This is a genomic window from Desulfomicrobium baculatum DSM 4028, from assembly GCF_000023225.1.
GTDB classification, from domain to species: domain Bacteria; phylum Desulfobacterota; class Desulfovibrionia; order Desulfovibrionales; family Desulfomicrobiaceae; genus Desulfomicrobium; species Desulfomicrobium baculatum.
In genome coordinates, this window is sequence record NC_013173.1 from 327,581 (window position 1) to 352,165 (window position 24,585).

Genomic DNA, 24,585 nt, shown 5'->3' on the forward strand with positions numbered 1-24,585 from the left:
TCATGCTTGAAAAAGCCATAAATGGATCAAAAATTTATTGGGGTTGGATCGCCTTTTTGCTCCTGCTGATGAGCATCGGCGCGGCGTGTTACTGGCAACAGCTCTCACACGGTCTGACGATCACGGGTATGAGCCGTGATGTTTCCTGGGGATTCTACATTGCGCAGTTCACCTTTCTGGTTGGCGTCGCTGCATCGGCCGTCATGCTGGTTATCCCGAAATACCTTCATAACTACCAGAAGTTCGGCAAGATTCTTATTCTCGGTGAATTTAACGCCGTGGCCATGGTTATTTTGTGCCTGCTCTTCATCGTCGCCGACTTGGGCTCGCCGCAGCGTTTGATGAACGTTCTCCTTCATCCCACGCCCAACTCTGTGCTGTTTTGGGATATGGTGGTTTTGAACGGTTATCTGCTGATCAACATCCTTGTCGGTTGGGTCACGCTGGAAGCCGAGCGCAAGCAGGTTGCTCCTCCCAAGTGGATCAAGTTCTTTATTTACCTGTCCATTCCGTGGGCTGTGTCCATTCATACGGTCACCGCTTTTCTTTACTGCGGCCTGCCTGGTCGCGGTTACTGGCTGACCGCAGTCCTTGCCGCCCGCTTTCTGGCTTCAGCCTTTGCCGCGGGTCCTGCGTTCCTGATCCTGGTGACCTATATCGCCAAGATCTTTACCGGATTTGATCCTGGCAAGGGTGTATTGGCCACGCTTGGAAAGACGGTAGTCTACGCCATGTGCATTAACCTCTTTTTGCTGCTGTGCGAAGTGTTCACGGTTTTCTACAGCCAGATCCCCTCACATATGGCTCACCTTCAGTACCTGTTCGTTGGCTACCACGGACACGGAGTGCTGGTGCCCTGGATGTGGTCGGCCATGATCATGGCCGTTGTCGGCATTCTTATCCTGATTGTTCCCAAGAACAGAGAGCAGGACAACCTCCTGATCATCGGCTGTCTGCTCATTTTCATAGGTGCCTGGATCGACAAGGGCCTCGGGATGATCGGTGGCGGATTTGTACCAAACCCGCTGCATGAGATCACGGAATATGTGCCCACCCAGCTTGAGCTTGGCGTGTCTCTGGGGATTTACGCCACGGGCTTCCTGGTTTTGACCATTCTCTACAAGGTCGCAATCGGCGTGAAGCAGGAAATTGAATAACACGTACAAATGCGGGCGTATTTTGGACGCCCGCATTTTTTTACTACCTGAAATTAAAGGGTTAATTTCCGTTATCGCTAGGCTCGCTATTTAGGTTTACAGCCTTTTTGAAGGTGTGTAAGGGTCCCTTATTCAACCCGCATAAGCGGGAATTAAAAAGAATTTTGGAGGTTGATCATGGGTTATTCGGTTATCGTCGACAGCGACAAATGCATCGGTTGTGGCGAGTGTGTGGATGTTTGCCCCGTTGAAGTGTATGAGCTTCAGAATGGCAAGGCCGTCCCTGTGAACGAAGAGGAATGTCTGGGTTGTGAATCCTGCATCGAAGTTTGTGAGCAGAACGCCATCACCATCGAAGAAAACTAGGTCTTTTTCTATGGCAGGCCCTGCCGGGGCCTGCCAGTTACCTCCGGCAATTTCAAATTTCGAGCTTCGAGCTGTACCAAGCCTGAAGTTTTGTATCCTAAGTCCCATTTTTCCATTTAATCGCCATTTCTGCGGGATTGTACGTATCCCGGCGAGGGAATTTCTCCATGAATCTGGATTTATCGCAATTTTTCACGGAATATGAATCGCTTGTGGCTCAGGTCGATGCCGTCTTTCACAAGGTTTCGGGCAATTTTGTCTCCGAAGTCCGTTGCAAAGAAGGATGTAGCGACTGCTGCCACGCTCTTTTCGATGTGACCCTTATCGAGGCGATGTATCTCAATTCCAAATTTTCCGAACTCGACGAAATCCGCAGGAATGAAATTTTAATCGAAGCCGACAAGGCCGACCGGAAGGCGTATCTTCTCAAGAAAAAGGTTTCAAAAGAAGCCAGTGAAGTTGATCATTCCGAAATTTTGCTGCGCACAGCCAAAGAGCGACTCCGTTGTCCGTTGCTTGATTCTGCAGACAAATGCGCGCTTTACGCGTATCGTCCCATCACGTGTCGCATCTACGGCATTCCTTTGGATATTGGCGGCAAATCCCATACGTGCGGCCTGTCGGGTTTCGTGACTGGCCATCCCTATCCTGCGGTCAAACTTGAGCGTATTCAGGATATGCTTCTGTCGCTCAGCAATCGGGTGCTGGATGCCGTCGGCTCAAAGTATGCCGATTTCCGATTGATGCACGTGCCTGTTTCCACGGCGCTCATGACGGTGTATTCTGATGAATTTTTCGGTAGCGCCGGCTCCCTGGGTGACGCACCCGCTGAAGCCGGGGCTGCCGAGTCCGGAGGCGAAGATGCATAGGCCCATGAAAATGACCGATGAGCACGAAGCGCAGAAAAAGGCCATCTATGAGAAGATGGCTCCCAGGAGACGCAAGTTTGTGGATCGGATTGGATACGATCGGTGGAACCCTTTTGCCGAACCGAAAGAGCCAATCGAATGGCGAACCGACGGTACAAAACGTACGACTCAGCAGCTTGTGCGTGAGTACTTGCAGAATCATGCCCCAGAAAAGTACAGCAATGCTTACGGGCAGGGCGTCCTTGAAATGTGTCTTGGCATGGTAAACGGTGACGAGCGATATATAGGGATGTATGAATTTTCCAGATGGTATGCTGCAGAACTTGAGAAGCATAATATCGATATTAACGACTATATGCCATAGGTAGGTATTTATGAAAAATAGAGCTGATTATGGACCTAAAAGTGTCGATGCATTAAAAGCTGCTTTGCAAGATAATCCAGATTCTGCGGCGCTTTTGTATAATCTAGGTGTTTCTTTGGTCGCTGATCGCAACCTGGCAGAAGCAAAAAAAGCATTTGAAGAGGTAGTGGCGCTGGAGCCGAACATTGCAGAAGCGTATGTTCAGCTTGGTGGCTTGGCGATGCATGAAGGGAATCTCGACGAATGTCTCAAGATGAACCAAAAGGCTGCTGATGTACGGCCGCGTTTTGCTGTTCCGTGGGGCAATATCGGGTTTGTACACATGCAGCAGCAAAATCCAGACAAGGCCGTCAAGGCGCTCAAGAAAGCTTTGAGCTTCGATCCGCAATTCATTCAGGCACACACTACGCTTGGCAGTGCTTACCTTGCGCTCGGAGATCCGGATGGATGCATTATGCAGTGTTCAAAAGCGCTCGAAATTGAACCGATGTTTGGTCCTGCATACAACAATATCGGCCTTGCCTATCTTGAGAAGGGCGAGCCCAAGAAAGCGATCATGTATTTCGACAAGGCTGCAGAGACCGGTTTTGAAGTGGAAGCTCAGGTCCTTGAAGAAATCAAGCAGTACCGTTAAGCTAGGCACTGACTGTGTTGAGCGAAATTCCGGTTGACAAATCTTCGGCATTGTACGAAGATTCACGAGCATTAATTTTTCAGAACTTGCTGAAATTGTTAAGAGGTTGAGGGTCGCGCAGTAGTTCAATACCAGCGCGATGACTGTGCACGGTCTAATCTTTTTAAGGAGGATGTGTAATGGCTAAACATGCGACCCCGTTGCTGGATCAGCTTCAGAGCGGTCCGTGGCCGAGTTTTGTGGCGGACATCAAGGAGGAAGCCGAGAGACGTCATAAAAACGTGGATAACGTGGAATACCAGATTCCTGTTGACGTTTGTGATGACCTTCTCGGAATCCTGGAACTGTCCTATAAGGATGGCACCACACACTGGAAGCACGGCGGCATCGTCGGCGTTTTCGGTTATGGCGGCGGCGTTATCGGCCGTTACTGTGACCAGCCCCAGATGTTCCCCGGTGTTGCTCATTTCCACACCGTTCGTGTCGCTCAGCCTGCGGGCATGTACTACACGACTGATTTTCTGAAGCAGCTCTGCGACCTGTGGGATATGCGCGGCTCCGGTTTGACCAACATGCATGGCGCCACCGGCGACATCGTGCTTCTGGGAACAACCACTCCTCAGCTGGAAGAATTCTACTTTGAGCTGACCCACAAGATGAACAACGACTTGGGCGGTTCCGGTTCCAACCTGCGTACCCCCGCCTCCTGTCTTGGTGACTCTCGCTGTGAATGGGCTTGTTACGACGCTCAGGAGCTCTGCTACCAGATGACCCAGGAATACCAGGATGAGCTGCATCGTCCTGCGTTCCCCTACAAGTTCAAATTCAAGTTTGATGGTTGCCCGAATGGTTGTGTGGCTTCCATTGCCCGTTCCGACATGTCCTTCATCGGCACATGGCGCGACGACATCCGCATCGATCAGGAAGCTGTCGCCGCCTATGTCGGCGGTGAAATCCAGCCCAACGGCGGCGCTCATGCCGGCAAGGATTGGGGCGCTTTCGACATCGAGAAGGAAGTCATCGACCTGTGTCCCACCGAATGCATGTGGATGGAAGATGGCAAGCTGATGATCAACAACCGTGAATGTACCCGTTGCATGCACTGTCTGAACGTCATGCCCCGCGCTCTGCGCATCGGTAATGATCGTGGTCTGTCCATCCTGGTTGGTGCCAAGGCTCCGATCCTGGACGGCGCACAGATGGGCTCCTTGCTCGTACCCTTCATGAAGGTCGAAGATCCTTATGACGAGATCAAGGAAATCATCGAAGGCATTTGGGAATGGTGGATGGAAGAAGGCAAGAACCGTGAGCGTCTTGGTGAACTCATCAAGCGTCAGGGTCTGGCCAAGGCTATCGCCGCCGTCGGTCTTACCCCAGTGCCCCAGCATGTTATGGAACCCCGTCACAATCCGTACATCTTCTGGAAGGAAGAGGACGTTGAAGGCGGCTGGGATCGCGACATCGCGGATTACCGTAAACACCATCAGAGATAAGAAGGGGGTTGAAAATGGCTTTTGTTTCTTCCGGATACAATCCCGAAAAACCAATGGAAAACAGGATTTCGGACATCGGCCCCCGCCATGCTTCCGACTTCTTTCCTCCGGTCATTGCCAAGAACAAAGGGCAGTGGCTGTGGCATGAAATCTGTGAGCCCGGCATTCTGATGCACAAGGCCGAGAGCGGCGACGAAGTCTACACTGTTCGTTGCGGCGGCGCCCGCCTCATGTCTGTTGGCCACATTCGTGAAATCTGCGCGATCGCCGACAAGTTCTGCGGTGGTCACCTGCGTTTCACCACTCGTAACAACATTGAGTTCATGGTCACCACTCTTGATGAAGCCAAGAAACTCAAAGAATACCTGAACGCCCAGAAGTTCGACGGCGGCAGCTACAAGTTCCCCGTTGGCGGAACCGGCGCCGGCATCACCAACATCGTTCACACCCAGGGTTGGGTTCACTGCCACACCCCGGCCACTGACGCCTCCGGTACGGTCAAGGTCGTTCTGGACGAACTCTTTGAAGAGTTCGGTCAGATGCGCATGCCCGCTCAGGTCCGCATCTCCATGGCTTGCTGTCTGAACATGTGCGGCGCCGTACACTGCTCCGACATCGCCATCCTTGGCTATCACCGCAAGCCTCCCGTAATCGACCACGAGTGGCTGGACAACCTGTGCGAAATCCCGTTGGCCGTTGCCGCCTGCCCCGTAGGCGCAATCCGTCCGACCAAGAAGGAAATCGTCACGGAAAAGGGCGAGACCAAGACCGTGAACACCGTTGCCATCAAGAACGAGCGCTGCATGTTCTGCGGTAACTGCTACACCATGTGTCCGTCCCTGCCCCTGTCCGACCAGACTGGCGACGGCCTGGTCATCATGGCTGGCGGCAAGGTTTCCAACCGCATCAGCAATCCCAAGTTCTCCAAGGTCGTCGTGGCCTTCATTCCCAATGAACCGCCCCGTTGGCCCAGACTGGCCAAGGTCATCCGTCAGATCGTCGAAGCTTACGCTGCAGATGCCCGTAAGTACGAGCGTGTTGGTGATTGGGCAGAACGCATTGGTTGGGAGCGTTTCTTCGAGAAGTGCGAACTTGATTTCTCCGAGCACATGATCGATGACTTCCGTGATCCGGCGTACTACACATGGCGCCAGACCACGAACTTCAAGTTCTAATCTACCGCTGATTTGATAATCATAGGGCCGACGCAAGTCGGCCCTAAACCATAAGAGAGGCGAGCATGGCAGATCCTAAAGAGATCGTGTTGGAGTTCATCCAGTCCAAGTCCAAGCAGAAATCAAAGTTTTACTTCAATGACTTGGCCGCTCTTTTTCCCGATATGAAAATGCGCGAAGCCAAGAAAGTAATCAACCAGCTTGTGTCCGAAGGCGTGCTTGAATACTGGTCCAGCGGCAGCACCACCATGTATGGTGTTCCCGGCGCTGGAAAGCAGGCGGCCACAGAAGGCGAAGATTAAGATTTTCTGATGCCTGCCTCTTTACTGACGTGTCCTCGGATACTAGTTGCCGGCCTTGGCGGCGGCTCCGGCAAGACTATCGTCAGCTTGGGGTTGGCACGCGCTTTCACCGAACAAGGTCTGACTGTTCAGGCCTTCAAGAAGGGTCCAGATTATATTGATGCCAAATGGCTTGGCCTGGCCAGTCGGAGCATCACAAGCAATCTGGATCCTTTTTTATTGTCTTCTGAGGTGCTGCGGAATCTTTTCTGGTCAAGGGCGCAGGGAGTTGATCTGGCTCTGCTGGAAGGCAATCGCGGACTCTACGACGGGAAAGACGTGCTCGGGACCTGTTCCTCTGCCGACCTTGCGAAATCGCTGCAGTGCCCCGTCATTATCGTGGCCGACTGCACCAAGGTCACGCGGACCATGGCCGCCATTCTTCTCGGGTTGACCACATTCGATCCTGAAGTGGACATCCGGGGGGTCATCCTCAATCGTACCGCCGGTGGCAGACATCAGAAGATTCTGCGCCAATCCATCGAAAAATATACGGATGTGCAGGTTCTTGGCGTTTTGCCGAAGCTGCCGGAAAATCCCATTCCTGAACGGCATATGGGCCTGATTTCCGATGCGGAGTTCAGCCACGACCCCTTTTCAGAACTCGCCAATTTTTTACGCACGCATGCGGACCTGGATGCCTGCCTGAATATCGCACGCCAGGTGCCTGCCGTTACGCTGGATTTGGCTCCGTTGTATCCATGCTCCGGAAAATCTGTCCCGGTGCGCATCGGTGTCGCTCGCGATGCCGCGTTGTGGTTTTATTACCAGGAAAATTTCGAGGCTCTGCAACATGCCGGCGCTGAATTGGTTGAATTCAGTCTGTTGGCCGATCCTGAACTGCCCGACGTTGATGCCGTATACATGGGCGGTGGGTTTCCCGAGACATTGGCCGATGGTCTGACCACTAATGCTGCCATGCGCCAATCGGTCAAGGAGCGTGTCCTTGGCGGCATGCCGCTGTACGCCGAATGCGGCGGGCTCATGTATTTGAGCCGGGAACTTCACTACGAAGGCGCCACGTACCCCATGGCCGATGTTTTCCCGCTGGAGACCAAGGTTTTCAAAAAGCCGCAGGGCCATGGCTACATGAGCGCGCTTGTCGCTTCCCCAAACCCGTTCTATCCGCTGAAGAATCGTTTGACCGGACATGAGTTTCATTACTCCCGCTGCGTCGACACCAGCGGTATCGAGTCCTTTGTCTTTGACGTTGAGCTTGGCCAGGGCATGGCCAAGGGACACGACGGCGTCTTGTACCGCAATTGTCTGGCAGGCTATACACATATGCATGCTCTGGGGAATTCGCTCTGGGCCCGGAATTTCGTCTCGGCCGCCCGAATTTATAAGGAGTGCCGCGACGCCGGACGGCCCTGTCCCGATATCAGATTGGAATAGTCTACTTGACGTTTATAGTAATTGTTATTAATAATTCATTTCAAGAGAAACGGAGGTGAATTATGGGACAGTTACGAGCATTCAAGGATCTGATAATCGATTGGGAAATGACTCCGGAAGATGCGGTTGCCATTTACCTGGAATGGGGCAACAACGGTTATCGCGGTGGCTATCAGTATGCAGTCAAGGGAAAGGAAGACCATTCTCATTACTTTGTCGTCAACACCTGGAATGAAAAGCCGATAGTGACTCTTTTGTACCGCAATTCGGACGGGGCCGATGAACTGGCCGTGCTGCCGCTTCCGGAAAAACTGGCCGACACGTTCATGAAGGGCGTCTACAATCACAAAGGCATCTATCCTGTGAATGATGACGTGAAACAGTGGCTTGAGACAGAGCTCTACAATTAGTCACTGAAATTATTTCGCAAATCTCCTCGAAAAGCCGGCACGACCGGCTTTTCGTTTTTTCTGGGCATTGACTGTTGCGGGCATGGCGCTAACCTGTCTGGATGGCGAGGTCGGCAAGTGGAGCAGCGCGTGCCGGTAAACGAGTGATGGATCGTTCTTACGTATCTGGAGAGAAAATGACCTTTCGTGAATGTCAGCGGTGCGGAACGTGTTGTGAAAAGGGCGGGCCGGCTCTACATGAGGCGGATCTGGGATTGCTTGAGCATATTCCCATGAGTGATGTTGTCTGTCTGCGCCGCGGCGAGATGGCCTTTGATCCACGAACGCAGTCCCTGCAGCCTTTGTCTGCGGAGTTGATGAAAATTCGCGGGAAAGACAGGGGCTGGGAATGCATTTATTTCTTGTCTCAAGCAAAAACCTGTTCGATATATAGCCATCGTCCTCTGGAATGCCGGTCACTATTTTGTGCCGACACCGCTGCGGTTCTTGAGGCCATGGCTGTTCCGACCCTGTCTCGGCAAGACATGGTTCCCCAGGAATCAGCACTTTGGGACTGCATCACGGATCATGAAAACAATTTTCCGGTCGGGCAGGCCCTGCGACTGGCAAAGGCGGAAACTGATTTCGCGGGATCGATCTGTTCCGAACTGGACGATCTGATCCGACGCGAAATTCATTTCCGACAGGTTCTTGCAGACCGGGTGCAGGCTGCGGATAGGGATTTGTGGGCGTATTTGGGACGCCCTTTGTGGCTCGTACTGTTGCCGCTGAACCCGATTTTTTCGCGTTACGAGCACGCCTGAAATTTTGTGTCAAAATGTTGACTTGGTGAGTTCGAGTATTATCTTTTCGCGTACATCACGAGCATAAGGAGTGGTACTGCTTTGGAATATAAAGATTATTACAATCTGCTCGGAGTGGCGAAGGGTGCGAGTAAGGAGGAAGTCGGCAAGGCTTTCAAAAAGCTTGCTCGCAAATATCATCCTGACTTGAATCCGAACGACCCTGCGGCCGAAGGCAAATTCAAGGAAATCAACGAAGCCTACGAGGTCTTGAAAGATCCCGAAAAGCGCAAGCTGTACGATTCCCTCGGTCCCAACTGGAAGGAGGGGCAGAATTTTCAGCCGCCTCCGGGGTACGAGAATTTTCAGTTCCGATCAGGCGGCTTTGGCGGAGAGGGTTTTAGTGACTTCTTTGAAACGATTTTCGGCCAGACCGGTGGATTTGGTCAGGCCGGAGGTTTCGGCGGCAGTCGCTTTGGCGGCGATCCTTTCGGGCGGCCCTCGCGCAGCCGGGGCCGCGACGCGGAAGTTCGCCTGACCCTGAACATGGAGGAAGCCTATCGCGGCGGGCTCAAGACCATCACCCTGCAGGAGCAGGTGCGCGGCGCCGACGGCATGCCACGCATGCAATCGAAGACGCTGGAGGTCAACATCCCGGCCGGCGTGAAGGATGGAGCCAAGATCCGCCTCTCGGGGCAGGGCTCTCCGGGTTCCGGCGGCGGTCCGGCGGGTGATCTGCTTTTGCAGGTGGCCATTGCCGAGCATCCGTTGTTTCGTCTTGAAGGCGTGAACGTGGTCTATGATCTGCGGCTGGCCCCTTGGGAGGCCGTGCTGGGTTGCTCGGTGCGCATCCCGACCCTGGACGGCCCCGTGGACATGAACATTCCGGCCGGTCTGAGCAGCGGACAGAAGTTACGTCTGGCCGGCAAGGGCCTCGGCAAGGGCGAAAGTCAGGGGGATCAGTTCGTACGCATCGCCATCCGTTCGCCCAAGACCTTGACGGACCGGGAACGCGAACTCTGGGAAGAGTTGTCCGCGATCGCAACATTTCAGGCCAGGTAGGAGCAGGATATGACACTTGTGCAGATTCATGAACATGGTCTTCCGGCGACTTCCGAACGCATCGGCACCAGGGAGTTTCTGGAACTGACAGGTCTCACCGAAGACATTCTTTTGGAACTTGTCCGTATGGAATGGATCATTCCATCCACAACGGCCCAGCAGGAATTTTTGTTTGTGCGCATGGATGTGCTCCGTGGACGAAAGTACAGACGGCTGTGCGCCGACTTTGAATTGAGCCCGGTGGCAGGCGTCATTATTGTCGATCTGCTGGAACGCATCGATCATTTGGAAGAGCGACTGCGTAATCTGTCGAATCGGATTTGACGGAGCAGACAAAGGGAGGATTCTTATGGATCTCAGCAAATTTACGAAAAAATCACAGGAGGCTGTGGCCGAAGCCCAAGCCGTGGCCATTCGCCTCGGGCACCAGCAGGTTGACGTGGATCATTTGTTCCGCGCCCTGGTTGGGCAGGAGCAGGGCCTTGTGCCCCGTCTGTTGGAACGGTCCGGATGTGATGTCCGCGCCCTGGCGTCGGCCCTGGACAGCGAACTCGGCAAGATGCCGCGCGTCAGCGGACCCGGCGCCCAGCCCGGACAGATATACGTCACCCAGCGCATGAACGAGGTCATGCTCGCCGCCCAGGATCTGGCCAAGAAGATGCAGGACGAATACGTCAGCGTGGAGCACGTCTTGCTGGCCATTCTGGACAAGCCCGGCACGGGGCCCAGCGCCGTCGTGCTGCGCCAGTTCGGGCTGACCAAGGACAAGATTCTCTCCGTGTTGGCCGAGGTGCGCGGAAACCAGCGGGTCACCTCGGACAACCCCGAGGAAACCTACGATGCTTTGAACAAATACGGACGCGACCTGGTCGAGGACGCGCGCAAGGGCAAACTCGATCCGGTCATCGGCCGCGACTCCGAGATCCGGCGCTGCATCCGTATCCTGTCGCGGCGCACCAAGAACAACCCGGTCATGATCGGCGAGGCGGGCGTGGGCAAGACGGCCATCGTCGAGGGCCTGGCCCAGCGCATCCTGAACAAGGATGTGCCCGAGGGGCTTAAGGACAAGACTGTCTTCGCTCTCGACATGGGCGCGCTCATCGCCGGGGCCAAGTACCGCGGCGAATTCGAGGAACGCCTGAAAGCCGTGCTGAAGGAAGTGCAGAAGTCCGAAGGGCGTGTCATTCTCTTCATCGACGAGCTGCATACCATTGTCGGCGCAGGCAAGACCGAAGGCGCCATGGATGCGGGCAATCTGTTAAAGCCCATGCTGGCCCGGGGCGAGCTGCACTGCATCGGCGCGACCACCCTGGACGAGTATCGCAAATATATTGAAAAGGACCCGGCCCTGGAGCGCCGTTTCCAGCCCGTGCTCGTGGAGGAACCCAGCGTCGAGGACGCCATCTCCATTCTGCGCGGCCTGAAAGAGCGTTTCGAGGTCCATCACGGCGTGCGCATTTCGGATTCGGCCCTGGTCACGGCCGTGACCCTGTCCAGCCGCTACATCTCGGACCGCCAGCTGCCCGACAAGGCCATCGACCTCATCGACGAGGCGGCGGCCATGATCCGCACGGAGATCGACTCCCTGCCCACGGAGCTTGACGAGATCAACCGCAAGGCCATGCAGCTGGAGATCGAGCGCGAGGCTTTGCGGCGCGAGAGCGATGCCGCCTCCCGCGAGCGTCTGGAGAAGCTTGAAAAGGAACTGGCCGAGCTCAAGGAGACCCAGACCGGTCTTCGCGCCCAATGGGAACGGGAGAAGAGCGGCATCGACGAAATCAGCCAGCTCAAGAAGGAGCTGGAGGCGACCAAGGAGGCCATTGCCAAGGCCGAGCGCGAATACGACCTGAACAAGGCCGCCGAGCTCAAATACAGTCGCCTGATCGAACTCGAGCGCAAGCTTGAGACGCTCTCAAGCGGGGATGACGGCGAGCAGCGGCTCCTGCGCGAAGAGGTCGGGCCCGACGACATCGCGTCCATCATCTCCAAGTGGACCGGCATCCCCGTGGTCAAGCTGGTCGAAGGGGAGCGCGAGAAGCTTTTGAAGCTCGGCGACATTCTGCATGAGCGGGTCATTGGCCAGGACGAGGCCGTGCAGGCCGTGGCCGACGCGGTGCTCAGGGCTCGGGCGGGCCTCAAGAACCCGCAGCGGCCCATCGGCTCCTTCATGTTCCTCGGACCCACGGGCGTGGGCAAGACCGAGCTGTGCAAGACCCTGGCGAAAAGCCTTTTCGACACCGTGGAGAACATGGTCCGCCTGGACATGAGCGAGTACATGGAAAAGCACACCGTGGCCCGGCTCATCGGCGCCCCTCCCGGCTACATCGGTTATGACGAGGGCGGCCAGCTGACCGAGGCAGTGCGGCGAAAACCCTACAGCGTGGTCCTCTTCGACGAGATCGAAAAGGCCCACCCCGACGTCTTCAACGTGCTTCTGCAGATCCTCGACGACGGCCGTCTGACCGATAGCCATGGCCGGACCGTGGACTTCAAGAACACGATCATCATCATGACCTCCAACATTGGTTCGCATCTACTCCTTGAGGGCATCACCGAGCAGGGCGAGCTGCGCGACGGCGTGCGTGAAGCGGTGATGGGCGTGCTGCGCGGACATTTCAGGCCCGAGTTTCTGAACCGCGTGGACGAGATCGTGCTCTTTAAGCCGCTCCTTATCGAGCAGATCACGCGAATTATCGATCTGCTCCTGGCCAACCTGCAGGCGCGTCTGGATGAACGCAAGATCACCCTTGTGCTTACCGACCGGGCCAAGGAATTCATCGCCCGCGAGGCCTATGATCCGGTTTACGGAGCAAGGCCGCTCCTGCGTTACTTGCAGCACCATCTGGAAACGCCTCTGGCGCGGGAGATCATCGCCGGTCGCCTGCATGACGGGCAGGAACTTGTGGTGGATGAGATGGACGGCTCCTTGGGCTTTCAGATATGAAAATTGCAGTGGATTAAAATCGCCCGGCTCCGGCAGACAATGCCGGGGCCGGTTTTTTGTGTCTTTCCTGCGAGCGGATAAACGATCAAGCAAGATACGTTCTCCTTTCTGGCCAAGGGCCTGAAACAGATTACCTCTGCATGCTTTGGTCCGAGGGCGGGGGGCAGAGGCCTAAGACAAAGCCGGATTCATTTTTTCAAGGAGCATTTTCATGACAGTCAAAACCTGTCTCATTCTCGATATCGGCAGCGGCACCCAGGACGTGCTGCTCTATCAGGAGGGCCTGGAGCTGGAGAATTGCCCCAAGTTCATCCTGCCTTCACCGGCCAGGGGCATCGCTGCCCGCATCCGCGAGCTCACGGCGGCGGGGCGAAACGTGTACCTCTACGGGCAGAACATGGGCGGCGGGTTCTGGCGGGCGGTCAAAGCCCATCAGGACGCGGGGCTCAAGGTCTTCGCCCATCCCGCCGCGGCCCTGGCCCTGGGGGATGATCTGGATCAGGTGCGCGGGCACGGCATCGAGATCACCTCCATCCCGCCCCTTTCGGCCTCGCAGGTGCTGCTGACGGACTTCGATCCCGGCTTCTGGCGTGGCCTGCTGCAGCACGCGGGCCTGCCCCAGCCGGACCTGGTCCTGGCCTGCGTGCAGGATCACGGCTTCCACCCCGGCAAGAGCAACCGCATTTCGCGCTTCGCCTACTGGGAGCGGTTCATGAACGAGGACGGCGGCGACATTTCGCGCCTGCTCTACGCCGATCCGCCGGAGGAGATGACCCGCCTGCAGTGCCTTCGCCGTTCCATCGGGGTGGGCATGGTGGCTGACACAGGCTCTGCCGCCCTGCTGGGAGCCCTCTTTGATCCGAGCGTGGAGCGCACGGCGGCCACGGACGGGGTACTGGTGGTCAACGTCGGCAACAGCCACACCATCGCCTTCCTGGTGCTTGGCCGTCAGGTCATGGGCGTTTACGAGCACCACACCGGGCACCTGGACGAGACGAAACTTCTGGATCATCTGGCAAGGTTTCGGCGCGGGGAACTCGAAAATACGGAAGTCTTTGACGACGGCGGGCACGGATGCGTGACAGTGCCGGACCTGCCGGATGGCTTCAAGCGCATCGTTGTCCTCGGTCCCAGGCGGGCCCTGCTGGCCGACGCCAAGGTGGAGTTCCTCGCGCCAGGCGGCGACATGATGCTGGCCGGTTGCTTTGGGCTTTTGAAGGGGTGGAAGGAGCTGGGCGGCGCGGCATAGATGCCGTGCCGGCTTCGGGCGGACCCAGACAGACGCCTGGTCCGCCGGCATTGTTATCCTGCCCGCTTGCCCGTCATTTCCAGAATCCCGATCTTCCAGACCTCGACTTTTTCGGCCTTGTCCGCCGGAACTCGCTCGCCGTTTGTGGAGTATTTGTCCGTGATGACCTGCAGGGCCGCGAGCTTTTCGGCAGGGTCCGTGATCCGGGCTGCTTCGCCATGGACGATGACCGTGGCGTAGGCGAAGCCCCAGGCACAGGGGCTCTCGCCATTGGGATCGAAAGCCAGGCCGTGCTCGAAGAGGCAGCAGACGCGTGGGTTGCGGCGCAGGATGTCGATTTTGAGCCCTTCAGCCGCGCAGTGGAAATAGAGTGCGCTGCCGTCGTAGCCGAAGGACATGGGCACGACATAGGGCTCGTTCTCCAGGCAGAGGGCCAGGCGCATGACCTGGCTGGCGCGGATGACGCCCTGCATTTCCTGGCGGTCGGTGACTTCGTTCTTCTTGCGGCGCATGGAGTGGTTCAGCATGAATGTGTCCTTGAGATGAATATCCGGTTACGGGAAGATCCGCAGCGAGGCTGCCACCACGGGTGAAACGGTGACCGCCATGAGGACCAAGGGCCAGATGTCGCCGTTCTCGAAACGGTAGGCCCGCAGGAGCTCCTGCCAGGATTTTTTGGCGACGACCCGGCCGAAGAAGAATTCGAAGGCGACGGTCAGCGTCAGCCAGAGGAGGCCGACGCCTGCGTACTGCATGAGGCCGTGGAGCGGAACCCAGGGGATGGCCAGGATGGTCCAGGCCAGGATGAGCGCGCTCAGGCTCAGGCCGCTGACAGTCCGCGCCCGACTCTGTCCGAGCGACCTGACGAGGACGGCGTCGCGGAGTATTCCGTTGGCGATGGCCATGGGAATGATGGCCGCCCAGAGGAGCAGTATTCTGATCGTCATGAACCGATCTCCTCAAAGATGAACGCGCCCGGACCGCTTCGGCGTCTTGGGCCCCTGGGATGGGGTGCGTTTGTTTGTGCGCATCGTCTGAAGCATGTACGGTATTGATCTCCCGCCCCGCAAGAACTACGTCCTCCCTTCGATCACAACTTCAAGGAGTTCCCATGCCGGAATCGGATATTTTCAAACGCGTAAGCAAGGCCGCGGCCATCCCCGAGACCCAGGTCAGGAGCGTGGCCGAACTGCTGGACGAGGGCGGGACGGTGCCGTTCATTGCCCGCTATCGCAAGGAGCGCACCGGGGGGCTTGACGAGGTGGCCATCCAGAACGTCCGCGACGCGCTGGAAGCTGGGCGCGAGCTGGACAAGCGCCGCGAGTCCATCCTCGGCAGCCTGCGCGAGCGCGATCTGCTGAGCGCGGACCTGGAGCAGGCCGTGCTGCGCACTGCGACCCTGGCCGAGCTGGAGGATGTCTACCTTCCGTATCGGCCCAAAAAACGCACCCGCGCGACCATGGCCAGGGAGAGGGGACTTGAGCCTCTGGCCTTGGCGATTCTGGCCGCAAAGGTTGACCCGCTGGCCGAAGCTGCCGGGTTCGTGAACGCGGAGCTGGACGTGCCCGACGTTCAGGCCGCTCTGGCCGGGGCGCGGGATATCATCGCCGAGCAGGTCAGCGAGGATCGCCGTTGCCGCGAGGGCATGCGCAGGCTTTTCGCGGCGAAGGGCGTCATTGCCTCGTCCGTGCGCAAGGGCAAGGACGAGGCAGGGGAAAAGTACCGTGATTATTTCGACTGGCGCGAGACCGCCCGCACGGCGGCGGGACACCGCATCCTGGCCATGCTGCGCGGGGAGCGGGAAAAGATCCTCTCCTTGTCCCTGCGTCCTGACCAGGACGAGGCCCTGGCAGGCCTGGGTCGACTTTTCCCCATTCCCACGGGACCGTGCGGGGCGATCGTGCAGGAAGCCGTGGCCGACGGATATTCCCGTTTGCTGGCCCCGTCCCTGGAGACGGAACTGTGGGGCGAGCTGAAGGTCAAGGCCGATGCCGAGGCCATCGGCGTGTTCGCCGCCAATCTGCGCGAGCTGCTTTTGGCCCCGCCGCTGGGGCCACGGCGGATTCTGGCTCTCGATCCGGGTCTGCGCACCGGAGCCAAGCTTGTCTGTCTGGACGAGCAGGGGAACCTGTTGCACTGGCAGACGATTTTTCCGGTTGGCGGCAAAGGGCAGGCCGAGGAAGCGGGGCGGGTCATCACCTCGTTGGTCAAGACCCACTCCGTGCAGGCGGTTGCCGTTGGCAACGGCACGGGTGGCCGTGAAACCGAAACCTTTGTGCGGGGCCTGAATCTGCCGGCCCAGGTGGACATCATTCTGGTCAACGAGTCCGGGGCCTCGGTTTATTCGGCCTCTGAAATCGCGCGGAGGGAGTTTCCGGACCTGGATCTGACCTACCGGGGCGCGGTGTCCATCGGCCGCAGGCTGATGGATCCGCTGGCCGAGTTGGTCAAGATCGATCCCAAGTCCATCGGCGTGGGCCAGTATCAGCATGACGTCGATCAGACGGCCCTGAAAAAAAGCCTCGATGACGTGGTTGTGTCCTGCGTCAATCAGGTCGGCGTGGATGTGAACACGGCCAGCCCCGAGCTTCTGGCCCATGTTTCGGGTCTTGGCCCGGTTTTGGCGGCCAACATGGTCGAGCATCGCCGGGAAAACGGGCCTTTCGTGGATCGCAAGGGACTTCTCAAAGTCAAGCGTCTGGGGCCCAAGGCCTTTGAACAGTGCGCGGGATTTTTGCGCATCCGGGATGGAAAGAACCCCCTCGACGGCAGCGCCATCCATCCCGAGCGCTACGCGCTGGTGGGGCGCATGGCCAAGGACGCGGGCTGCGGGGTGGCGGATTTGCTGCGGGACGTGAGCGTGCGCAAGGGCATCGAGCTTGGCAGGTATGTGGACGCCGAGGTGGGCTTGCCGACCTTGCGCGACATCATGGCCGAGCTGGAAAAGCCCGGCCGCGATCCGCGGCCCGCTTTTCAGGTCTTTCGCTTCGCCGACGTGCACGACATGGCGGACCTGCATCCGGGCATGACCGTGCCGGGCATCGTCACCAACGTGACGCGCTTCGGCGCTTTTGTGGATGTGGGAGTGCACCAGGACGGGCTGGTGCACATCAGCAACCTGGCCGACCGCTATGTCAGCGACCCCGGCGAGGTGGTCCGGGCCGGACAGCAGGTGCAGGTCACGGTGCTGGAGGTGGACGCGAAGCGCAGGCGCATAGGGCTGTCCATGCGCGGCACAGCCTGATCGAGTCAACTCTCCGAAACAATACCATCCCCCAAACGCGGGTGCAGGGGGCGCGCCCCCTGCCCGCCGGAGGCATCTTTCTTTCTTCTTTCTCCCCTTACGACGCGCTTGGCCGATTGGCCAGGTACACGCCGGAGATGACCATGGCGCCGCCCGTGAGCAGGGCGGAGGTTACGGGTTCGTCCAGGATGACGTAGCCCATGGCGATGGCGAAGACCGGTACGAGGTTGATGAAGATGCCGGCGCGGGCCGCGCCGATGGCGCGGATGCCCGCGTAGTACCAGGTGAAGGCCACTCCCGTGGCGACCACGCCCAGGAAGAGGATGTTGCCCCAGTCCACGAGGCTGGCGCGGGCAATGTCGCCCACCAGACCGTGGGTCAGGGCGGGGACGATGAGCATGAGGGTGCCCAGGATGCAGGACCAGGTCACGGCCATGAGCGGGTTGACCCGTTTCATGACCCGGCTCCCGGCCACGGAGTAGGCGGTCCAGGCCGCCACGCAGCCCAGGATCATGAGATCTCCGTGGGACAGGCCGCCCTGGAAGAGGCTCAAGGGGTTGCCGCCGGAGAGGACAATGGACGCGCCGGTCAAAGACAGCAGGGTGCCGGCGATCTTGCCCCGGGTCAGGCGCTCGCCGAGCATCAGGGCCGAGATGATGCTGATGATGACGGGCACGGAAGCGATGATCAGGGCCGCGCGTCCGGCGGGAACGGTTTTGAGGCCCGTGAAGAAGAAGGCGTTGTAGAGGAATATGCCGGTCAGGCCCAAAAAAGCCACGGGCAGGATGTCTTTTTTCGGCAAGGCCGGAAAGGAGCCGTTGGCGCGCCACGCCCAGAACAGCAGGAAGGCCGAGGCGGTGACAAAGCGTAGCAGCGCGGCGGAGAAGGGGCCCATGTCCTGGGCCAGGATGCGCCCGGAGATCCAGGTCGCGCCCCAGAAGAAGACCGAGCCGACGAGTTTGGCGTAGACGAGCATGAACGGTCCTTTTTGCGTTTGGCGTGAAGCGTGAAGCGATATGCGTTGGAAAGATTGGTTGCTTACTCCTGAAGTGGCGGGCCTTCAAGGGGGCGATGGGCTGGAATCGGTTTTGAAATGACTTGCCCCTCGCCCTGGGTATTTGGTAGACAAAGTTTGCACCTTTTGTTGAATCAATGAACCTCAAATATTTCAGGAGAAAACCATGACTGAAAGACTTTCCAAGGAAGAACGCAGGGGGCGCGTCATCGACGTGCTGAATCAGGCCCGGGCCATGGAGCTTTTCGCCATCACCCAGTACATGAACCAGCATTACGGCCTGGATAGCATGGACTACGGCGAACTGGCCGCCAAGATGAAGCTCATCGCCATCGACGAGATGCGTCACGCCGAAATGTTTGCCGAGCGCGTCAAGGAGTTGGGTGGTGAGCCCGCCACCTCGTATGAGGGTGATCTGAAAAAGGCCCAGGATGTGCGTTCCATCTATCCCTATGATGCCACTCTTGAAGACGACACAATCGACATTTACAGCCAGTTCTTGCTGACCTGCCGCGACAACGGCGATGCCATCAGCGCCAAGCTCTTCGAGACCATCATCGAAGAGGAGCAGGCCCACATGAATTATTTCGAGAATGTGGGCACGCATATCGAGACCCTGGGAGACACCTATCTCTCCAAGATCGCAGGAACTTCCGCCTCCACCGGCCCCTCCACCAAGGGCTTTCTGATCAGCGGCGGAAACTGATTTTCGTCAGTCGAAGCGTCGCCAGGCGTACGAGCGTGATGCCCGTACGCCTTTTTTTGTTTTTATGGGTCCAAAGGTTTCGGCCAAAAGTGCCGGACAGCGTTTGCCTCGTGCGCCGTGCCAAGCCGGTGCTTGACCGAGAAGGGTTTACAGGCCAATTTACCGGGCGATCCTGCACGCTCGCAAGGCCCGTGTTCCGCGAACATGAAATTCTTTGTCCCTTCTACAGACGGGAGTGTTGATGTCCAAATTGCCGGATTTTACTTCGGTCCGTGAATTGCGTTACGGGCTGGATCCTTATCTCGACGCCTGGCTGCTGCATTTCATGACCGAGAACAACATCGAGCCTACGGTCAACCCGGCGGAGAACGCCCAGCAGGAGCAGTTGCGCTTCATGGTCGACGTGGACGACGATCAGGTCTTTGTGCCCTGTTCAGACGAGATGTTCGAGAATCTTTTGCACACGCGCCTTTCCCCGGCCCTGCGGCGAGAGTACCGCGAGAAATGGCGTCTTTTGGTGCATCTGGCGCGCATCAACATCAAGGACCGCTACACGCGGCGCAAGATTTTCGCCTTGTCCCGGCACAAGGTCCGGCAGGTGCTCCATGCGCCGTTCCTGATCCCCTCACGGTTCTTGAAGCAGCTCATGACCATATTCATGGCCATGAGCGGGGTTCACGATCCGCAGCGCAAGGAAAAACGCGAGGCCAACAAGCGCGCGCTCGATTTCATGAACGGCCCGGACATGAGTCGAAGCCTCTACGCCTGCCCCGATTCCAATCTGGGATGTTCTTCCATCATGCACCTGCGCTGGGAACTGGAATTGCTTGAGATGGCCCGGCTGTGCCGTCTGTCGTTGCGTCCGCAGATTTGGGAACATCCGGCCACGGTCCGGAACGACGCGTCCTTTTTCGAAGAGGTTTGCGCCCCCTGGCCTGAGTTCAACGAAACTATGACCAGGATCATGGGGCCGGACAGCAAGCAGAAAAAGCTCAAGATCCTGTATCTTCCGGGCAGCAGCGGCGGCATCATCTTTGACCTGCGTCTCATTCGCGTGCTGGTCCGTCTGGGACACAAGGTCATCCTGGCCCTGAAGGAAGGGTATTGTCTGGACAGTCCGGTCATCTGGGATGTGGAGCACGACAGCGCCCTGCAGGACGCTCTGGGCGAGGCTCTTTTTGTGGAAAACAGCCGCATGAGCAAGAACGAGCTCCTGCGCGCCCAGCGCGAGAGCCCACTCCTGGTCATCTCCGACGGCACTCGGGAGCGGCTCAACCTGTGGCGCACCAGCGTGACCTTCGCCCGCTCCTGGAAAGAAGCGGATCTGATCATCGCCAAGGATTTTCCCCATCATCGCAGGCTGATCAAGAATTCGCATCGCTTCACTCGCGACATCCTTTGCCTGTACCGGGACCGCGACGGGCTGGACCAGATCCGCTTCAAGGAAAAATCGCCGCGGGTGACCAAGATCACCGAATCCCAGATCGTGGCCCAGGCCGACTCCATCATCGCGCAGATGCGCAGCGCCCGGGGAATGGCCCGTCAGGTCATGTTCTACAGCGCCATCATCGGCAGCATCCCGGGGCAGACCAAGGTCGCCCTTGGCGTCGTGAACACCTTTGTCTCCTATTTGCGGTCACGTCACGCCAACCTGCTGATCATCAACCCGGCCGAGCATTTCGTGGAAGGGATGGACGGGGACGACCTCATGTACATGTGGGAGCGGGTCCAGCGCAGCGGGTTCATTGACGTCTGGCGCTTTCAGACCGTTTCCGACATCGAGACCAGCTTTGAACTGATGGGCGAGGCCGTCCCCGCGGAATGGCACGGCAAGGATTCGACGTTCTCCACGGGCTGCACCAAGGAGATGCACATCGCCCTCGACATGCAGGACAAGCACCCAGAAATGCAGATCATCGGCCCCGAACCCAAGCGTTTTTTCAGACGGATGGAGTACGGGGTGGGCAAGTATTTCGATGCGCGCATTACGGACAAGGGACGCGGTTTGTGAGGTTGCTCGTCGCCGCCCTGTGCCTGACGCTACTGTGCGCCTGCGCCGTCGCATCCAGGCAGCCCCGGCTTGTGGAGCAGGGGCCCGACCGGGCAGTTGCGGCCCGGGTGGCGGCTACGGTGGTGAATGACCCGGCCGCGCTGACCAGCGCCATCGAGCACTCCCTGGCCTACGTGCGCACCCGCCCTGCGGCTGAAAAGCCCTTTGGCGACGGCGGCCCGGAGTGCACATGGGGGCAGCTTGTCTCCTCTCTGGAGCACCTGCATGCGCTTATCCCCGCGCTCGCGGAAGACCCGGACCTCCTGGCCCGGGAGTTCCGCTGGATTGAAGTCCGTCCCGACCCGCTCGTGACCGGCTATTACGAGCCCGAGATGGAGGGCAGCCTTGAGCCGGATCCGCGTTTTCCGGTGCCCCTGTACGGCCTCCCGGCCGATTTGCACAGCGTCGATCTGGGCCGGTTTCACCCCCGCTGGAAGGGACAGCGGCTGACCTATCGCCAGGATGAAAAGGGGATCGCGCCCTATTATTCGCGTGAGGAAATCGACGTCCTGGGCGCTCTGGCCTTGACGGAAAGGCCCCTCGCCTGGACCCGGGACCCGGTTGACGTCTTCTTTTTGCAGATCCAGGGCTCGGGCCGTCTGCGTCTGCCTGATGGATCGGTGCGCCATGTCCTTTACGCAGGCAAGAACGGACATGAGTACGTTTCCCTGGGTAAGGTCATGATCGAGCGCGGGCTGATCCCTGCGGATGAGATGTCCATGCAGCGCATCCGGGCCTATCTGCGCGAGCACCCGCATGAGGCGCAGGAACTTTTGAACACCAACCCAAGTTACGTCTTTTTCCGGCTGGCGCAGGACGGACCGCTTGGGGCCATGGGGCGAACATTGACGCCGATGGTCAGCATGGCTACTGATTCTGCCTTTCTGCCGCTTGGCAGCATTCTGGCCGTGGATACCGTGTTGCCGGATACCGGCGGCATCGATGCGCGCACGGCGTTCCTGGGACTGGCCCAGGACCGGGGCGGGGCCATCAAGGGGAGCCGCCTGGATCTTTTCTGCGGCGCGGGTCCGAGGGCCGAATTTTTGGCCGGGCACCTGCAAGCGTCAAGTCGCGTTTATTTTCTGCTCAAAAAAGAGGAATGATCATGCAGCCCATCGACCCGCAGACCCTCAAGGACCTTTTGCGTCAGGCCTGGACCGCGCAGCTCGAAAGCGTCGCCCTGTGGCATGAAGAGGACGCCCCGGCGGACCTCCCGGAGCGGCCCGGTGACGGGCTGGTGGAGCTTGTCCTGCGCCAGCATTTGAAGAATTTTCTGCTCTGGCACGTCGAGGACAGGGCCCGGCGCAAGGATGTGGACGACAGCGTCATCACCGGCTGCAAGCGCGAGATCGACGGCCTCAATCAGCAGCGCAACGATCTCATGGAACAGGTCGATGCTTGGCTGGTGCGAGCCATCGAGGCTTTTCCCGTCCAGCAGCGCATCCCTGAGGGGTCTCGGCGCTTCAACACCGAGACACTGGGCGCGGCCCTGGACCGGCTCTCCATCCTGAGCCTCAAGCTTTTTCACATGCGCGAACAGACCGGGCGCTCCGATGTGGATTCGGCGCATCTGGCCCGTTGCCGGGAAAAGTTGAGCCTGCTCGAAGCCCAGCACGGCGACTTGTCCCGCTCCATTCTGGAGCTTGTCGATGAGTACGCCATGGGCGTCAAAAGCCCGAGGGTCTATTTTCAGTGCAAAATGTATAACGATCCGGCCCTCAATCCGGAATTGTATGCCGCAAAGCCTGTCGGCTGACGCGGGAAGGAGCCAGTATGCGCGATTATGAAGTGGTCATCGGCCTTGAAGTCCATGCCCAGCTTAAGACCAAAAGCAAGATATTCTGTTCGTGTTCGACCCAGTTCGGGGCCGGTCCCAACGAGAACACCTGCCCGGTCTGCACGGGCATGCCGGGCATGCTGCCGGTTTTGAATGCCCGGGCCGTGGAATACGCCGTCAAAATGGCCATGGCCGTGGATTGCACCGTCAACCGCCGTTCCCTTTTCGCGCGCAAGAACTATTTTTATCCCGACCTGCCCATGGGCTACCAGATATCGCAGTTTGAGCTGCCCGTGGCCGAGCACGGTCATATCGTCATTCATACGGAAAAGGGTGAGAAGCGCATCGGCATCACCCGCATTCACATGGAGAACGACGCGGGCAAGAATATCCACTCCGCCACGGACAACGCCTCCTACGTGGACCTGAATCGGGCCGGGGTGCCGCTCATCGAGATCGTCAGCGAGCCGGACATGCGCTCGGCCGAGGAGGCCGTGGCCTACCTGAAGAGCCTGCGCGCCATCCTGGTCTACCTCGGCATTTGCGACGGCAACCTCGAAGAGGGCAGCTTTCGCTGCGACGCCAACGTCTCCATCCGCCCGCGCGGTCAGGAGGAGTTCGGCACCCGCGCGGAACTCAAGAACATGAACTCCTTTCGTAACATCCAGCGTGCCATCGAGTACGAGGTGGAGCGCCAGATCGATCTGGTCGAGGACGGGGAGCAGGTCGTACAGGAGACCCGCCTCTTCGATACGGCCAAGGGCGTGACCCGTTCCATGCGCGGCAAGGAGGAGGCTCATGACTATCGCTACTTTCCGGACCCGGACCTCTTGCCCCTGATCATCAAGGAAGAGCAGATGGTGAAGTGGCGGGGCGAGTTGCCGGAGCTGCCCGAGGCCCGCTGTCGCCGTTTTCAGGAGGAGCTCGGGCTGCCTGGATACGACTCCCTGGTGTTGACTGCGGAGAAAGAAGTGGCCGACTATTTCGAGACCGCGCTTGCGACCTACACTGAGCCCAAGAAGATTTCGAACTGGGTCATGGGCGAGGTCATGCGCGAACTGAACGATCGCGGCGCGACGCTGGCCGAGTGCAAGCTCCGCGCCCAGGATCTGGCCCGGCTGGTCAAGCTGGTCGATGACGGGCTTGTCAGCGGCACCATCGCCAAGAACGTGTTCAAGGAACTGTTCGAGACCGGCGGCGACCCCGAGGCCTACGTCAAGGCCAAGGGCCTGGTGCAGATTTCGGACACTTCGGCCATCGAGGGCCTGGTCGACGAGGTCCTGGCCGAGAATCCGTCCGAAGTGGAGCGTTACAAGGGCGGAGACAAGAAACTGACCGGCTTTTTCGTCGGCCAGGTCATGAAGAAATCCAAAGGCAAGGCCAACCCGGGGCTGGTCAACCAGCTGCTGGCCAAAAAACTCGGTTAGGCTGAAGCGCCATATCTCGCAAAAACAAAACGGGCGGCCCAAGGGTCGCCCGTTTGCGTGTGAATCCGTCTTTCTGCATCCGGTCGCACGAATGATACCTTCCAGCGCATCAAGGCCCACTGTCG

24 protein-coding genes are annotated in these 24,585 nt (G+C 58.4%); 21 read left to right on the forward strand and 3 right to left on the reverse strand.

What is annotated here, in order from left to right; translation table 11 throughout:
• Positions 1–2 precede the first annotated feature (2 nt).
• The 15 genes from dsrP (at position 3) to DBAC_RS01510 (ending at position 14,241) form a co-directional block, all read left to right on the forward strand.
• A complete protein-coding gene (gene dsrP, locus DBAC_RS01440; RefSeq protein ID WP_012805486.1) occupies positions 3–1,157 on the forward strand; it encodes a sulfate reduction electron transfer complex DsrMKJOP subunit DsrP in 1,155 nt (384 codons plus the stop codon).
• A 177-nt stretch (positions 1,158–1,334) separates the two neighbouring features.
• Positions 1,335–1,523: a ferredoxin gene (locus DBAC_RS01445; RefSeq protein WP_012805487.1), complete on the forward strand. Its 189-nt coding sequence runs from the start codon at positions 1,335–1,337 to the stop codon at positions 1,521–1,523.
• Positions 1,524–1,690: 167 nt separating this feature from the next.
• Complete coding sequence (locus tag DBAC_RS01450) at positions 1,691–2,392, forward strand: YkgJ family cysteine cluster protein (RefSeq protein ID WP_012805488.1); 702 nt, start codon at positions 1,691–1,693, stop codon at positions 2,390–2,392.
• Between the two features lie 4 nt (positions 2,393–2,396).
• Complete coding sequence (locus tag DBAC_RS01455; protein WP_228644920.1) at positions 2,397–2,756, forward strand: hypothetical protein; 360 nt, start codon at positions 2,397–2,399, stop codon at positions 2,754–2,756.
• Between the two features lie 10 nt (positions 2,757–2,766).
• Complete coding sequence (locus DBAC_RS01460; protein ID WP_012805490.1) at positions 2,767–3,390, forward strand: tetratricopeptide repeat protein; 624 nt, start codon at positions 2,767–2,769, stop codon at positions 3,388–3,390.
• 179 nt (positions 3,391–3,569) lie between these two features.
• Positions 3,570–4,883, forward strand: a complete 1,314-nt coding sequence (gene dsrA / locus DBAC_RS01465; RefSeq protein WP_012805491.1) for a dissimilatory-type sulfite reductase subunit alpha — start codon at positions 3,570–3,572, stop codon at positions 4,881–4,883.
• 14 nt (positions 4,884–4,897) lie between these two features.
• The gene (gene dsrB / locus DBAC_RS01470) at positions 4,898–6,058 is read left to right on the forward strand and encodes a dissimilatory-type sulfite reductase subunit beta (protein WP_012805492.1); all 1,161 of its coding nucleotides are present in this window, start codon (positions 4,898–4,900) and stop codon (positions 6,056–6,058) included.
• 65 nt (positions 6,059–6,123) lie between these two features.
• Positions 6,124–6,360 (forward strand): dissimilatory sulfite reductase D family protein, encoded by a 237-nt coding sequence (locus tag DBAC_RS01475; RefSeq protein ID WP_012805493.1) that lies wholly within the window; start codon positions 6,124–6,126, stop codon positions 6,358–6,360.
• Positions 6,361–6,369: 9 nt separating this feature from the next.
• Positions 6,370–7,794, forward strand: a complete 1,425-nt coding sequence (locus DBAC_RS01480; RefSeq protein ID WP_012805494.1) for a cobyrinic acid a,c-diamide synthase CobB — start codon at positions 6,370–6,372, stop codon at positions 7,792–7,794.
• A 62-nt stretch (positions 7,795–7,856) separates the two neighbouring features.
• Complete coding sequence (locus DBAC_RS01485; RefSeq protein WP_012805495.1) at positions 7,857–8,204, forward strand: DVU0772 family protein; 348 nt, start codon at positions 7,857–7,859, stop codon at positions 8,202–8,204.
• A gap of 146 nt (positions 8,205–8,350) precedes the next feature.
• Complete coding sequence (locus tag DBAC_RS01490) at positions 8,351–9,007, forward strand: YkgJ family cysteine cluster protein (RefSeq protein WP_167320906.1); 657 nt, start codon at positions 8,351–8,353, stop codon at positions 9,005–9,007.
• Positions 9,008–9,088: 81 nt separating this feature from the next.
• Positions 9,089–10,048 carry a DnaJ C-terminal domain-containing protein gene (locus DBAC_RS01495; RefSeq protein WP_012805497.1) on the forward strand — a complete coding sequence of 320 codons (960 nt, stop codon included), beginning with the start codon at positions 9,089–9,091 and terminating at the stop codon, positions 10,046–10,048.
• A 9-nt stretch (positions 10,049–10,057) separates the two neighbouring features.
• Positions 10,058–10,372: a chaperone modulator CbpM gene (locus DBAC_RS01500; RefSeq protein ID WP_012805498.1), complete on the forward strand. Its 315-nt coding sequence runs from the start codon at positions 10,058–10,060 to the stop codon at positions 10,370–10,372.
• 25 nt (positions 10,373–10,397) lie between these two features.
• A complete protein-coding gene (gene clpB, locus DBAC_RS01505) occupies positions 10,398–12,992 on the forward strand; it encodes an ATP-dependent chaperone ClpB (protein ID WP_012805499.1) in 2,595 nt (864 codons plus the stop codon).
• A gap of 211 nt (positions 12,993–13,203) precedes the next feature.
• Positions 13,204–14,241: a DUF1786 domain-containing protein gene (locus tag DBAC_RS01510; RefSeq protein WP_012805500.1), complete on the forward strand. Its 1,038-nt coding sequence runs from the start codon at positions 13,204–13,206 to the stop codon at positions 14,239–14,241.
• 53 nt (positions 14,242–14,294) lie between these two features.
• On the opposite strand, the gene DBAC_RS01515 is transcribed toward DBAC_RS01510, so the two are convergent.
• Both DBAC_RS01515 and DBAC_RS01520 read right to left on the reverse strand, forming a co-directional pair.
• Positions 14,295–14,768: a pyridoxamine 5'-phosphate oxidase family protein gene (locus tag DBAC_RS01515; protein WP_012805501.1), complete on the reverse strand. Its 474-nt coding sequence runs from the start codon at positions 14,766–14,768 to the stop codon at positions 14,295–14,297.
• 27 nt (positions 14,769–14,795) lie between these two features.
• On the reverse strand, positions 14,796–15,188 hold the full coding sequence (locus DBAC_RS01520) for a hypothetical protein (RefSeq protein ID WP_012805502.1): 393 nt from the start codon (positions 15,186–15,188) through the stop codon (positions 14,796–14,798).
• A 164-nt stretch (positions 15,189–15,352) separates the two neighbouring features.
• Here DBAC_RS01520 and DBAC_RS01525 point away from each other — a divergent pair, with 164 nt between their 5' ends.
• A complete protein-coding gene (locus DBAC_RS01525; protein ID WP_012805503.1) occupies positions 15,353–17,485 on the forward strand; it encodes a Tex family protein in 2,133 nt (710 codons plus the stop codon).
• A 97-nt stretch (positions 17,486–17,582) separates the two neighbouring features.
• On the opposite strand, the gene DBAC_RS01530 is transcribed toward DBAC_RS01525, so the two are convergent.
• The gene (locus DBAC_RS01530) at positions 17,583–18,461 is read right to left on the reverse strand and encodes a DMT family transporter (RefSeq protein WP_012805504.1); all 879 of its coding nucleotides are present in this window, start codon (positions 18,459–18,461) and stop codon (positions 17,583–17,585) included.
• 205 nt (positions 18,462–18,666) lie between these two features.
• Here DBAC_RS01530 and DBAC_RS01535 point away from each other — a divergent pair, with 205 nt between their 5' ends.
• From DBAC_RS01535 to gatB, 5 genes are all read left to right on the forward strand, one after another.
• A complete protein-coding gene (locus DBAC_RS01535; protein ID WP_012805505.1) occupies positions 18,667–19,206 on the forward strand; it encodes a ferritin-like domain-containing protein in 540 nt (179 codons plus the stop codon).
• A 241-nt stretch (positions 19,207–19,447) separates the two neighbouring features.
• Positions 19,448–21,217 (forward strand): ARMT1-like domain-containing protein, encoded by a 1,770-nt coding sequence (locus tag DBAC_RS18660; protein ID WP_012805506.1) that lies wholly within the window; start codon positions 19,448–19,450, stop codon positions 21,215–21,217.
• A complete protein-coding gene (gene mltA / locus DBAC_RS01545; RefSeq protein ID WP_012805507.1) occupies positions 21,214–22,359 on the forward strand; it encodes a murein transglycosylase A in 1,146 nt (381 codons plus the stop codon). The genes DBAC_RS18660 and mltA overlap by 4 nt, the downstream gene beginning before the upstream one ends.
• Positions 22,360–22,361: 2 nt before the next feature.
• Positions 22,362–23,012 carry a DUF4254 domain-containing protein gene (locus DBAC_RS01550; RefSeq protein WP_012805508.1) on the forward strand — a complete coding sequence of 217 codons (651 nt, stop codon included), beginning with the start codon at positions 22,362–22,364 and terminating at the stop codon, positions 23,010–23,012.
• Positions 23,013–23,029: 17 nt separating this feature from the next.
• The gene (gene gatB / locus DBAC_RS01555; protein WP_012805509.1) at positions 23,030–24,460 is read left to right on the forward strand and encodes an Asp-tRNA(Asn)/Glu-tRNA(Gln) amidotransferase subunit GatB; all 1,431 of its coding nucleotides are present in this window, start codon (positions 23,030–23,032) and stop codon (positions 24,458–24,460) included.
• Positions 24,461–24,585 lie beyond the last annotated feature (125 nt).